We start from the raw sequence: 13,070 nt of genomic DNA on the forward strand, positions 1-13,070 counted from the left end.
AAGACGGTTAACAAAGCGTTTTTGCAAATTAATGCAAAACCGTAATCAAGAGGCCACCTAAAATCAAGATGATAGCACCACCGATTCGGTTACCCATTTGAGCAAAGGCAATCAAGCCCATCCGGTCAGAAGCTGACAACACAGCAACGTTTCCAGTTCCACCCATTGAGTTGTTAATCATACCGGCTGAAATCGCTGATTCAACTGGGTACAAGCCGAAGAGCTTACCCAAAAGACCACCTGCAATTCCAATCGTCACGACTGAAACTAAAGCACAAACAACCAACTGCCATGACAAAGTGGCAAGTAACTTGTTCATATCGACCAAAGCTAATCCGATACCAGCCAACAAAGCTTGTGTTGTTGTAGAAACGATCAGATTTCCAAACATCACGGCTGAATCTTCGTAGAACTTAGGAACTAAGTTCAAAGCCTTGGCTACAATAACTGCTAAGATCAAAAATGCGAAAGCGTTGATACTTGGTACCAAAGCGTGCAACAAAGTACCAACCATGTAGAATGACAAAGCCACCATCATTCCAACTAACATCTGTGAGTAGTTGAGGGCTGGGGCATCATCTTTCTTGTCGGCGGCCATGTCATCTGCTGATTTCAACAATTGACCTTGACCATTCATCTTTGACTTGGCAGTAAACTTAACCAACAATGATGAACCAATAATGGCCATCAAGTTTGCCAAAACAACAGCTGGGAACAATTGGTTCAAGATTGTACCGGCTGAAACATGAAGGGCTGACCCATAAATGTTTGACAATGGCACAATACCGGCTCCAATTCCACCGGCCATCATTGGGAAGGCAACGTACAATGCAGTGTGATTGAAGCCAAGGCCGAGCAACTGCCCAACAAAGCTAACCACAAAGAATGAAATAATCATTGCCCCAAAAGCTACTGGTAAGAAACGCACAGCTGATTTCAACAATAACTTACGGTCCATCTTCAAAATGGCTGATGTAATCAAAGCCACGATGTAGAACTCCAAGAAATTGACATCAGAAACAAAGGTATGAATACTTGTTACGGCTTCCTTAGGCACAATCCCTGTACCGGCTAAGATTGAACCGGCAACAACGGCGAAGGCTGACCCTCCACCAAGGTATGAACGCATGATTGGCAGGTTGTTTCCAACGTAGAAGAAAACGCCACCAAGCATAACTAAGGCAAACATCGCACCAGCGATGTTATTTGGCAACAAACGTAGGCTCAAGACAGCCACCAACAAAATGGCCATCAGGATAAAGGCAACACCGCCCATACCCGCTACTTGAAACTTGCTTTCGATTTTTGAAAAGATTCCGGTGCCTTGCGACGCCTGTGATTCTTTAGACATTATAATCTCCTTTAGCAAAGCAACTTTTTAATAATACCACTCTTTAATTCAGATTTAAATAAAAAATGCAAGTTTTTTTCACAAAAAAAGCAAACACAGTGTTTGCTTAGATTTATTGTAAATTATCAGGCGAAAACTGTGACAAAGAAGCCAGCAATCACCAGAACGATGGCACCACCGATTCGGTTTCCCATCTGCGCAAAAGCAATTAAGTTCATCCGGTTAGCGGCCGAGAGGACTGCTACGTTTCCGGTTCCACCCATCGAATTATTAACCAAACCAGCAGTGACAGCCGACTCGACTGGGTAGAGGCCAAAAACTTTGCCCAAATAACCTGCCACCAAGGCAATCGTCACGACCGAAACAATTACACAGATAGCTAACTGCCAAGTCACTGTCTCTAGTAAGGCCGACAAATCAAGCAAAGCCAAACCAACCCCAGCTAATAGAGCCTTAGTCATCGTTTGCACAATCAATTGACCAAAAAGGACGGCGGACTGTTCATAGTAAGTCGGTACCAAGTTACTGGCCTTAGCAGCAATTGCCACCAAAATCAGAAAGGCAAAAGCATTAACGCTTGGCAACAAGTGATGAAGCATCAAGCCAATCAAGTAGAAAGCCATGGCGACCATCATCCCTACTAATAACCGCTCAAATTCAATTTTAACGGGCTGTGCCTTAGTTGCCTTCATCTCACCAGTTGTCTTCAATAAATCCCCATGGCCGTTCCAGGCGGATTGCTCAGTATTTTTAACCAAGAGTCCCGCACCGATAATCGCGAGTAGATTGGATAACACAAGGGCTGGGAACAGCTGCGACAAGATTGGCCCTGCCGGCACCCCAAGAGCAGAACCATAGATAGTTGATAGTGGCACAATGCCGGCGCCTACGCCACCAGCCATAACTGGAAAGGAGATGTAGAGTGACGTATGCACGAAGCCCAATCCTAACAACTGCCCCACCAAGCCAACAACGAAAAAATTAGCAACCATGGCCAAGAAAGCAACTGGTAAAAACCGTACCGCTGATTTTAATAACAATTGTCGGTCCATCTTTAAGATGGCCGAAATAATCAACGACACAATATAAAATTCCAAAAAATTAGAGGTTGAAATAAAATTGCGCACCGTGCCAATCGCACCACTTGGTACCAGGCCTAGTCCAGCAATAATGGCTGCGCCCACTGTAGCAAAAACCGATCCACCGCCCAAATAAGACTTAAAAATTGGCAAATGGCTACCAAGATAATACAGTGCCCCACCGAAAATAACGAGTGTAAACAACGCCCCACCCATGTTATCGGGTAAGATATCCATCCAGAGGACCACAAACAACAAAAGGGTCATCAAAAGGAAGGCCGTTCCCCCTAAACCAACAATTTTCAGCTTGGCTTCGAAATTCGAAAAGAAGCTGATAGCACCTGACGGTTGTCTATCTTTCTTCATCTACATTCTCCTGCATCAATTATATTTGTTATCGTATCTATGGTCATCTTATCACAAATTTTATAAAATTAATCGATAAATTCAAAAAATACTCGATTAAATTCTTCTGGAATTTCTAAATGAGGCAAATGACCAGCATTTTGTATAACTTTTAAAGAAGAACCTTGGTTCAATAAATTTTCAAACTCATGATAATAACCGATTCTGCATAATGGTGAAGCGCCGCCGGCAACAAACAGCGTTTTCAACGTACAATCTGCTAGATTCTGGCGCCAATCCTCCAGTAAGTGATTTTTCATCAACGGATAAGCTAAATCAAAATCGAATGGATTTTTGACCTTATCTTCCTTTAGCAATTCTTTGAATTCCGGCGCGACCGGTACGGCAGTCAAACGTTGCTTAATAAAGGTTTTTGACACAGTGCCAAACGTCGACCAAGTGAGGTTGCGGATGCCAGCCGTCCAGTTCCCTTCGTTTAAGAGCTTGGGGCTTTCGTCAACGATAACCAATTGTTTCAATTTCTCTTGGCTAAATAACGACAAGTAAGCCCAAATAACCGACCCGCCCATTGAATGGCCAACAAGGGTAATTTCGTCAATTTTCAGTAATTCAAAGAGTTCATGTAAATCAGCCGCCAGGCGAGAAACCCGCAAGTTCTTAGTTGTCCGTTCCGACTGTCCGTGTGCACGCCAATCCATCGTCACGACCCGGTAACCGCGTGCCTCTAGTCCTGGAATTTGGTAAAACCATTCAGCTTGGATGCCAGAAAATCCCGACAGTAGAACCGCCACGGGACCCTCCCCCGCTCGATCTGTATAGTTAATTCGAACACCATCACTCGTTGTAAAAAAAGCCATCCCCATGTCCCTCTTCTTTTTTGATTATGATAACAAACCTGATAAGCGACCGATAAAAATAGTCAAAATCAGGTAATCCGCCGCCCCACCAATACTCAAATTTTGCTCAATCATGGTTTGATTCAACGTCGTTAAGTATTTTTGACCAGTTACTGTCTCAGCGCCGCCAAGGTCGAAAAATTCATCCACCCAGTCTTGCATTTGCTGAACAATTGCCGGCGTTTTCGCGCGTTTAATTAGCGTTGAATCTTGAATCGTCCCCGCTAGTGCCATCAAGGTATCCAAAAGGCGGTTTGTCACGGATCCTGGCCGGTCACGGAATGTTGGCAGGCCAACCTGCGCTAATGCTGGTAGACCAGCGGCAACCTCACCCCGAACACCTGTCAACTGGTAGGTCCGGTACTGGTAATGGCCAGCAGTTTCTTCTTGCTGGTCAATGCAAGTTGGACTCACCAAGTCATCATCTAAGACATTCGCACTGATTTTTTGGACGAAATTTAAGACCTCTCGAAGAGTTGTCGACCGTTTATCCTGAGTTGCCAGGCCATAGGCGGCAATTAGAATTCCTAACGTAAAAATGGCGCCCTTGTGCGTATTCACCCCATCTGTCGCCAGATACATAGCCTGCTCCGCCTTGATTCCCTCTGGGCGCAAGGCTGCTAGCAAGCCCGTTGCATCCGCTTGACTAAAGCCTTGTCCCAATTCAAAAGCTTTCTCAAAGTATGGTCTTAGTGCTACGGCTGAATCAAGAAAGGTCATTACCGTCATATCGCGGTGGGCACCTGCCGAAATTGGGTCAACCAAGCCCGGCTTTGGCGCTAAAGCCACTTCCTGCAAGCAAGCGGCAACGGCCGCATCCACAACGAAATCTCGCGACCAAGCTGGCAGGGTTAAATCAGTCACGAAATAATCTCTGTACAACTGGTTACTGGCCGCCTGAACAGCAGAAAGCAAATGGCGTCCCTCCTTAGCGCAGATCTTCGCCTCCTCATCACAAACCAGGCAGCGACGAGGAGGCAAACCTAGTTCTCGACGTGACAGCTGATAGCCCTTCGCCGAATCAGCCATCACATCACAATCAAACAAACGACCCAAAGCAAAGTCTTCTTCGAAGCGCAGCAACTCCTGCTTCCACTTTTTCAGCTTCCCGTCCAGAACCAAAAAGGCCTCAGGTCCGGTGATCCGTTGTTCATCAACATGAACCTTTTTGATAGTGGTACTGTCATTAACAGCAGCCTGCTTGATCACTTGCCAGCCAGCCATAAAAACCTGCCGAATCTTTAGGCTATTTTTAATTGGACCCGCAATATTCAACTTCACCGCCACCACGACCTGGTCAGGAAAATCAGCTTCCAATTGTTGCTGGACAGCTGACCGCCACTCGCGATTAGTTAAAACTTGGTCTAAGGTCACCGCCTGACCACCGGCAAACAATTCAAGCATCTTCTTTCCTTCCAAACTGATTTCTATTGTCTATTCTAACAAAATCCACAATCAACCACCGCGATAGAAAAGAGGGCCGGTTTCCCTGCCCTCCAATCTTGCTGTTAATCTTGTACTTCTTTGATGACGTCAATTAAAGTGCCGTCGCGATATTCGGCCAAGGCGACCACCCGGTCTTTAAAGGCCAGCGGCTTAGGTCGACCGACCAAGTTCTCCGCCCGCTTTTGCAAGTCTTCAATCGAATAGATGGGCAGACCCGGCACCTTTGCCAGGGCCTCCTTTAGATCCTGCCGCTTTGGATTAATGGCAATGCCGATTTCGGTTACCAAAACATCAATGGAATCACCCGGTGTAATCACCGTTGTAACTGCTGGAACCACCGTGGCAATCCGGCCACGAACCAAAGGAGCCGAAATAATCGTCAACTTGGCCGTTGCCGCATCCTGGTGACCACCAATTGCACCACGAATCACGCCATCGGAACCAGACATCACATTCACGTTAAAATCAATATCGATTTCCAAGGCCGAAAGGATAGCAACATCCAACTTATCAACCATGGCCCCCTTGTTAGCCGGGTCAGCATACCATGAGGCATCGATTTCTTGCTGATTTGGGCTCTCTCGCATTGAAAAAGCCGCCCCCTTGTCAAAGTCCTGGACGTCCATAATTTTGGCAACCAGGCCCTCTTTCAAGAGGTCCACCGTTGGCTTTGTAATACCACCCAGGGCAAAGGATGCCTTAATCTGCTTTTCAATCATTGACTGGCGCAGGAAGCGGGTCACGGCTAGCGCCGCCCCACCAGAACCAGTCTGGAAAGAAAAGCCATCTTGAAAGTATGGTGAGTGCGCAATCACTTCGTTGACCATCTTAGCAATTTGCATTTCCTTCGGATCCTTAGTAAAGCGGGTCGCTCCAGAGCCAATCTTATCCGGGTCACCGACTTTGTCCACCTTAACCACATAGTCAACCTCAGTTTGCTGAATGGAAGCGGGGATATTTGGATAAGGCTTTAAATCGTCCGTAATCAGGACTAATTTATCAGCATAGCGGGCATCCATCAGGGCATAGCCCAAAGACCCAAAGGCCGTTTCACCATCCATCCCATTGGCGTTACCCATCTCATCGGCGTTTGGCACACCTAAAAAGGCAACGTCGATTTGAATTTCACCGGACTCAATTGCCCGCGCCCGATTTCCGTGTGATCGGAAGATTACCGGATTCTTGAGAGCGCCGTGAGAAATCGCATCACCGAGCGTCCCCCGCATCCCAGAAGAGGTAATATTGGTGACAACGCCCTTCTCAATCGCTTCAACCACGATATCATTCATCACGTTTGTCAATGATGAAGGAGCTAACGAAAGGTTTTGATAGCCGGCATCAATGATTTCCCGCATCACCATGTTGAAGACAAAATCACCTTCCCGAAAATGGTGATGGAATGAAATCGTCATGCCATCACGGACAGTATCACGGACAACCTGTTGAATGGAGTCAACAACCTTACTAGGACCGGTTTGTGCCAGCACCTTTGGTGCTACCCTTTGAATTGTTGGATGACCAAAGTCGACTGATTGAAAACCGCCATCATGGTACTGGCTTAAAATTTCATCTGGAATTTCGCGCTGTACTTTATTCTTCAATGTTATTTCCCTCCTGATCAACAAGGTGGTTTGTCTTCGCCAAAGCCATCACTCGTTCTGCTCGTAGCACAACCGGTCGGTCAACCATCTGACCGTTAATGGCAATCACACCTGACCCCTTTTGTTGGGCAGCCTGAATGGCCATAATCACGTTTTGCGCGTTGATAATTTCCTTTTGGCTTGGTTGATAAACTTGGTTAACCAAAGGAATTTGTCTTGGATTAATCACTGATTTTCCATCGAAACCAAGCTGATGAATCAGTTTGGTTTCCCGAATAAATCCTTCCTCATCATCCAGGTTCGTAAAGACAGTATCAAAGGCAGCAATGCCCGCTGCTCGAGCAGCATGCAAAATGACATTGCGCGCATACAACAATTCTTGACCATCCGGATAGCGGTGCGTCTTCATATCGGTTGTGTAATCTTCAGCAGACAAAGCAATGCCAATCATTCGATCAGAAGCAGCCGCAATTTCGTTGGCATTGACAACACCCTTGGCCGATTCAATGGCGGCCATCAGATGAGTGGAACCGACTTCTCGGCCAAATTCTTGTTCTGCTGAAGCAACCAAGTTTTCAAGTTCTTGAACCATCTCAGCCGATTCCGTTTTTGGCAAGCGAATCACATCAATGCCAGCCTTCACCATCGCTTTAATATCATTTTGGTAAAAGGGGGTATCCAATCCGTTAATTCGAACGACTAGTTCCGCATCCCCGTAATCAAAGCGGGACAAAGCCTCATAAACAAGGTATCGGGCGGCATCTTTTTCGGCCAGTGAAACCGCATCCTCTAAATCAAACATAATTGAGTCAGCCCCGAAAATGCCGGCATCCTTGATTAACCCCGGATTATTACCAGGAACAAACATCATGGTTCGTCGTAACCGTTCACTTGCAACCATTAGAGCACCTCCCACCGTGGCTGATCAACTTGGTCCAAAGCCCGTTGGCAAACCGTGATGGCCCGCGACTTAATCACGGGATCCAAGGCTCCCTGGTCAACCACCTTAATGACGGCATTATGAATATCATAGGCAGCAAAGACGTCTTCAATCGTTGCTTGAATTTGTTCCCCAAACTGCTTGGCTACATCCGAAACCAAGTCAAATTCGAGGCCATTTGTGCCTTGACTGACCATAATTTGAACATCCGAAGATTCGAGGGTCCCCGCCAAAGCGGTTTTCTTAATTTCCATCGATTTTTTGTCCTTTCTTGATTCTTGCTTGTAAGTCGGTGAGATATTTTTCGATAAAAGAAAGGCTCGTTGCTGGCAGTATGTCAGTTACATCCTGAATTTGCCCTGTCTGAATGGCCTTGCGAACCGTTCGAGCGCTAATAACCTGCTGATTTTCTGCCGATTCCTTCATTCTTGGTATCAGCTCAACTTGAACTTCTGGTGGCAGCACTTCTTGTAACGCCTGATTATACTGATTGGTTGTCTGTGACAGTGGTTCTGTGCCAACATAGCGACTTGTGATGCCCAATGGTTTGGCAATTTGTTCCTTAAACAAAGTAGCATCGAGCCGCGTTTGGTAAGAAACCCGTTGACTGTCATCCTTCAGAAAATAAGCCGGGAAAGACAGACTGGAGACCATATAAGGGCCACCGGTTGCCACCACGACATTTACTAAGTCACTCGTCCCTTCTTGAACCAAACGCAAGCGCTCTTCAGTCGTGAACAACGATTGGTCTTCCTCAACCACAAATACATAAACAAAGTCATTTTTCTGCGCTGCCGTCTCCACCAAGTATCGGTGTCCCTTGGTGAACGGATTAGCATTTAAAACAACCGCTGCTACCTGTTTTGCTGAAGCTGGTTTTTGGGGCAATGCCGCCAAAAAACTAGCCACATTTGGTAAGCCTTTTTCTAAAATCAGACCCGCATTCGTTTTCGCCAAAGTAGTAAAACCAACATGGATAAAGCTCTGTTCGTATTGCAACTTGGTAAAAACAAATAAATGAAAAATGCCGTCTTGTGACAGCGTCGTTTCGAGTGTTGACACCAGGCGATTAAACCTAGCCCCCTTAGAAGTGCCAGCAGCCGCAACAGCTAAATATTTCAGCGTTTGACCGGCAATTGACCCCGTCCCAACCATTTGGTCTTGATCATCATAGATGGCAAAGGTTTTATCAATGGCAGCCAACTCTTGGTCTGAAAAGTTAGCAAGACCCTGACTGGTTAAAAACCGTTGCCAATCCTTTTTCGTAGCTGGGTTAGTCAAATAAATTTCTTGAATGGTTTCCACTATCGACGCCCCACCTTCTTACTTTAACTTGCTACTTTAGTGTTCTTGTTTGGCAAAAGCCAACACTGCATTTTCAACTGCCGCCACCACACCATCATCAAAGACAGCTGGCACAACTTTTTCTGCACTTGGATGCTCAACTAAGTTTGCCAGGGCTGTTGCGACATGGAGCTGCAGTTCAATCGAAACTGATTTTAAATCAGTAGCCAAAAGGCCCTTAAACAGACCTGGGAAGGCCAAAATATTGTTCACCTGGTTAGCCCACTGAGACGACCCAGTCGCAACCACGGCAGCACCGCCCGCTTTGGCTTCGTCAGGCAAAATTTCAGGTACCGGATTAGCTAAGGCCAAAACAATCGCCTTATCAGCCATTCGACGAACTTGGTCCACTGACAAAAGGTGTTCATCTGACAGACCAATAAAGACGTCTTGCTGGTCGATAACATCATCCAGGCTTTTCCCTTGACTTTGATCAACTTTCTTTGCTAAATCACGTTGGAAACGATTATAGTCCGCATCATCCGCTCGAATGACGCCGTGAATGTCGACAAGCGTTTGCTTTTTAATGCCCGCCGCTAATAAGAGCTTTGCAGTGGCTACTCCGGCAGCACCGACACCATTGATGACGATTTTCAAATCCGTCAAAGGCTTGCCAACGACCTTCGCGGCGTTAATCAAAGCCGCTAACACAACAATAGCTGTGCCGGTTTGATCATCATGGTAAACCGGAATATCAAGGGCTTCCTGCAGTTGCTGCTCGATTTCAAAAACACGTGGCGCAGCAATATCTTCCAGATGAATGCCTGCAAAGGATCGCGCAATCGTCTTTACCGTTGCCACAAACTCTTCGACCGGCGCTTGGTTCAAAGCCATCGGCAAGGCATCAACACCGGCAAACTCCTTATAAATCAGCGCCTTTCCCTCAACAATTGGTAAGCCAGCCCCAGGGCCGATATTCCCCAAACCCAAGACGGCCGAACCGTCGGTAATGACCGGCACTAATTTACCCGAAATGGTGTACTTCTTTTGATCTTCCGGGTGACGTTCGATTTGTTTGGCTAAGGCTGCCACTCCTGGTGTGTACGCCTTGGCTAAATCAGCTGCGTCCTTAATTGCAAAGGTCCCCTGAATCGTCAGGGCTCCTTGGTGGTGCTCATGAAGTGCAAAGACCTCATTCATATCTACCATATTGGCCTCCTATGTTTTTGAAGACTTGAATTAAATCCTAAATTCATTTTAAATTGTGCATTGGCGAATGTAAAGGAAAATATTTAATATTTTTACAAATAAAATGTATAATTAACTATTTTTCAATATTTAAAGTTTTTTACCATCTTTAAATTTGTCTTACTTTTAAAATATTTTACACTATGATTGTAAATATCTTGAATTTTGTAGTAGAATCAATTTAATGATTTCTTGTTTAGGCCAAAAATTGCGGCTTAAATTAAAGAAAATCAATAATAGAAGGAAAAGGATGACAATATGTCCACAACGGATCCAAATTTACTGGCGCAAATTTCTGAAGACTACTACCTAAACAAGTTGTCCTTTGGTGAAATTTCGACCAAGTACGACGTTTCCCGGTACCTTATTAATAAGTACCTGACAGAAGCCGTGAAAACCGGCGTTGTGAAAATTGAAATTGCCACCTCTGCTAACCGTAATTCACAGTTAGAGCAAGTTTTTAAGGAAAAATTTCCAAACACAAATTGCTACATTATCCAAGATGACACCACGACAAGTGCCACTGAAGATTTGATTTCAAACTACGCGGCCAATCTGGTAGTTAAGCACTTAGAAAATGGTCCTCATATCGTTGGAATGACTTGGGGTGACACGATGTACTCACTGATTGATGCCATCATGTCCAATCCCTTAGACCAGATTAAGTTTACCCAATTCGTTGGGGAAAACATGAAGTACAACTCTACAGCCGGTTCCGTTCGCATTGTTGAACGCGCTGCCAAGAAGGTTGCTGGTGAATTCTTAACGCTCCCCGCTCCCCTCTACTTAGCCGATGATGCCGTCCGTAATGGCTTGTATGAAGCAGTTTCAATCAAGCAAACCATCGACTTAGCCAAGCAAATGGATACAGTTTTGACTGGTATGGGCACAATTGCCTCGCTTGAATCCATCGCCATTTGGAACCAAAACATCAACCGCCTCTTCCCTAACGTCAAATTAGGCGAAGTTGCAGGTATGATTTACGGTCGGCCATATGACATTAACGGAAACATCTTAAACGTTGGTTCCGACAAGGTCGTTGGTTTGGATATGAATTCAATCCTCGCCACACCAAAACGAATTGGTGTCGTCCGCTCTAAGGCGAAGTCAAAAGCAGCCCTCGGCGCCCTTCGCGGTGGCTTTGTCACCGACTTGGTAATGTCAGAATCATTGGCATACCGAATTATCAACGAAGAAGCTGAATAAATTTTTAAAAAGTCTACCCCTTGATTTGGGTCCCGAAATTTAGACAAACAAATTTCGGGATTCATATCACTTCCGGCAGGCTTTTTTGTTGCACAATTATTCCGATGCACAAAAAAGGAGTGAAAACGAAATCGTTTTCACTCCTGATTTTTATGACTTTGTTTTTGTTCCAAACAGCTTTTGGCAAATTAGGCCAATCACAATACCAAAAAAGGCAAAACCAATCCAGCCAAAGCCGACACTGGCGCCAAAAATATGGGTCTGGTACCAACCGACATGAATAGTTGTTCCAACAGTATAAGAGACCAATCCACCAAGGTCCTTGGCAAAAGGTGCGTTTGACAAGCCATCAAAGACAGCTGCAATCAACGTTAAGCCCAACGCCCAGCCATAGAGAAAGCGTCCCTGACCTAGCCATGGTGACAACAAACTCAGTAGAATCAGCACAATTGCAATGGGGTACAAGAACATCAGGATTGGGGCAGTCCAAACAATCATCTTGTCGAGTCCCAGTGTTGCGACAATAAAGGCCAAAAGTGAGGCAAAAGCCAACCAACCTTTATAGGAAACCTTGGGCCAAACACGGTTTAAATCGCGGGCAAAAGATGCCGTCAGTCCCATAGCCGTAGTAAAGACGGCCAATGTACCCATGACAGCGATAAAGATTTGACCAAAACGGCCGAAATAATACAGCATCACATTGGTCAAAGCAACGGCACCGTTACTTGAGATTGGCATATGGGCCAAGGAAGTCGTGCCCAGCAAAATCAAGCCAACATAGACCACAGCCAAAACAACCATCGACAAGGTTCCAGTCTTCACAATGACAGTCGCGATTTCACCAGGCTTTCTGTAGCCTAATTTTTGAATGGAATGCACGATTGTCACCCCAAAAATCAATCCCGCCATCGCATCGACTGTATTGTAGCCTTCAATAAAGGCCGGCGCAATCGCATTTCCCTGATAGGCTGTTGTCACCGCTTGGTGAGTGGAACCCATTGGTGAGATGATGGCTAAAATAAAGATGAAAGCCAGCATGGCCAAGAAAATTGGGTTTAGGTAGCGGCCAATAATATCCAATAACTTCGTTGATTGAGTTGACGACCAATAAACGAGGATAAAGTAAATCATGGAAAAGACAATCAAACCAATTTGTTGCTGACCCTTTGGTAGCCAATTGGCAAAGAAAAACGAATAAGCAACCGTTGCCGTTCGAGGAGCCACAATGATTGGTCCCAAGCATAGCTGCAAGGCAACCAAGAAAATTGTGGCCGGCCTGTGCCCTAATGGTCGAATCAAATCAAAGACTGATTCGGACCGGGTAACCGCTAAAGCAACCAAGGCCAACAACGGCAAGATAACCGCACTCAGCAAAAAGCCAACCGTAGCAGGGCCCCATTGCGCACCTGCAATTTGTCCCAAGTGAACCGGAAAAATCAGGTTTCCGGATCCAAAGAACATTCCAAAAATCAATGAAAACAGGAGCAGAGCCTGTTTCCAACTAAGTTTTTTTCCATTAATGTTAAACTCCATTCATGGCCATCTAGCCAACCAGCATTTTTTAGATAGGTCAGATTACAAGTTTAATTCGAACAACCCCGAAAAACTTCTAGTGGCGTCTGGTAGTTATGTAACTTCATGGGTCGATTGTTG

General features: G+C 45.5%; 11 protein-coding genes. 1 reads left to right on the top strand and 10 read right to left on the bottom strand.

Annotation, left to right across the window (positions count from 1 at the left end; all coding sequences use genetic code 11):
- Positions 1-28 precede the first annotated feature (28 nt).
- From FEFB_RS04060 to FEFB_RS04100, 9 genes are all read right to left on the bottom strand, one after another.
- The gene (locus FEFB_RS04060) at positions 29-1,351 is read right to left on the bottom strand and encodes a 2-hydroxycarboxylate transporter family protein (RefSeq protein ID WP_047974975.1); all 1,323 of its coding nucleotides are present in this window, start codon (positions 1,349-1,351) and stop codon (positions 29-31) included.
- Positions 1,352-1,476: 125 nt separating this feature from the next.
- Entirely contained in the window at positions 1,477-2,796 is a 1,320-nt protein-coding gene (locus tag FEFB_RS04065; protein WP_047974976.1) for a 2-hydroxycarboxylate transporter family protein, read from the bottom strand.
- A 68-nt stretch (positions 2,797-2,864) separates the two neighbouring features.
- Entirely contained in the window at positions 2,865-3,653 is a 789-nt protein-coding gene (locus FEFB_RS04070) for an alpha/beta fold hydrolase (protein ID WP_161795089.1), read from the bottom strand.
- 24 nt (positions 3,654-3,677) lie between these two features.
- On the bottom strand, positions 3,678-5,096 hold the full coding sequence (gene citG / locus FEFB_RS04075; RefSeq protein WP_047974978.1) for a triphosphoribosyl-dephospho-CoA synthase CitG: 1,419 nt from the start codon (positions 5,094-5,096) through the stop codon (positions 3,678-3,680).
- Positions 5,097-5,200: 104 nt separating this feature from the next.
- A complete protein-coding gene (gene citF, locus FEFB_RS04080) occupies positions 5,201-6,739 on the bottom strand; it encodes a citrate lyase subunit alpha (RefSeq protein WP_047974979.1) in 1,539 nt (512 codons plus the stop codon).
- Complete coding sequence (gene citE, locus FEFB_RS04085; protein WP_047974980.1) at positions 6,729-7,640, bottom strand: citrate (pro-3S)-lyase subunit beta; 912 nt, start codon at positions 7,638-7,640, stop codon at positions 6,729-6,731. The genes citF and citE overlap by 11 nt, the downstream gene beginning before the upstream one ends.
- Complete coding sequence (gene citD, locus FEFB_RS04090; RefSeq protein ID WP_047974981.1) at positions 7,640-7,933, bottom strand: citrate lyase acyl carrier protein; 294 nt, start codon at positions 7,931-7,933, stop codon at positions 7,640-7,642. The genes citE and citD overlap by 1 nt, the downstream gene beginning before the upstream one ends.
- Entirely contained in the window at positions 7,923-8,987 is a 1,065-nt protein-coding gene (gene citC, locus FEFB_RS04095) for a [citrate (pro-3S)-lyase] ligase (RefSeq protein ID WP_047974982.1), read from the bottom strand. Before citC ends, citD begins: the two co-directional genes overlap by 11 nt.
- Before the next feature lie 33 nt (positions 8,988-9,020).
- Positions 9,021-10,172, bottom strand: coding sequence for an NADP-dependent malic enzyme (locus tag FEFB_RS04100; RefSeq protein WP_047974983.1), 1,152 nt, complete (start codon positions 10,170-10,172; stop codon positions 9,021-9,023).
- A 297-nt stretch (positions 10,173-10,469) separates the two neighbouring features.
- On the opposite strand from FEFB_RS04100, the gene FEFB_RS04105 reads away from it, so the two are divergent.
- Positions 10,470-11,417: a sugar-binding transcriptional regulator gene (locus FEFB_RS04105; protein ID WP_047974984.1), complete on the top strand. Its 948-nt coding sequence runs from the start codon at positions 10,470-10,472 to the stop codon at positions 11,415-11,417.
- Positions 11,418-11,567: 150 nt separating this feature from the next.
- Here FEFB_RS04105 and brnQ read toward each other — a convergent pair whose 3' ends face one another.
- Entirely contained in the window at positions 11,568-12,950 is a 1,383-nt protein-coding gene (brnQ, locus tag FEFB_RS04110) for a branched-chain amino acid transport system II carrier protein (RefSeq protein ID WP_047974985.1), read from the bottom strand.
- Between the last annotated feature and the right edge of the window lie 120 nt (positions 12,951-13,070).

Source organism: Fructobacillus sp. EFB-N1 (assembly GCF_001038455.1).
GTDB lineage: Bacteria > Bacillota > Bacilli > Lactobacillales > Lactobacillaceae > Fructobacillus > Fructobacillus cardui.

Excerpts from the sequence above, each read along its gene's own strand:
- citG (WP_047974978.1), bottom strand. The coding sequence starts at position 5,096 with ATGCTTGAATTGTTTGCCGGTGGTCAGGCGGTGACCTTAGACCAAGTT.
- FEFB_RS04105 (WP_047974984.1), top strand. The coding sequence starts at position 10,470 with ATGTCCACAACGGATCCAAATTTACTGGCGCAAATTTCTGAAGACTAC.
- citD (WP_047974981.1), bottom strand. The coding sequence starts at position 7,933 with ATGGAAATTAAGAAAACCGCTTTGGCGGGGACCCTCGAATCTTCGGAT.
- FEFB_RS04065 (WP_047974976.1), bottom strand. The coding sequence starts at position 2,796 with ATGAAGAAAGATAGACAACCGTCAGGTGCTATCAGCTTCTTTTCGAAT.
- FEFB_RS04100 (WP_047974983.1), bottom strand. The coding sequence starts at position 10,172 with ATGGTAGATATGAATGAGGTCTTTGCACTTCATGAGCACCACCAAGGA.
- brnQ (WP_047974985.1), bottom strand. The coding sequence starts at position 12,950 with ATGGAGTTTAACATTAATGGAAAAAAACTTAGTTGGAAACAGGCTCTG.
- citE (WP_047974980.1), bottom strand. The coding sequence starts at position 7,640 with ATGGTTGCAAGTGAACGGTTACGACGAACCATGATGTTTGTTCCTGGT.
- FEFB_RS04060 (WP_047974975.1), bottom strand. The coding sequence starts at position 1,351 with ATGTCTAAAGAATCACAGGCGTCGCAAGGCACCGGAATCTTTTCAAAA.
- FEFB_RS04070 (WP_161795089.1), bottom strand. The coding sequence starts at position 3,653 with ATGGCTTTTTTTACAACGAGTGATGGTGTTCGAATTAACTATACAGAT.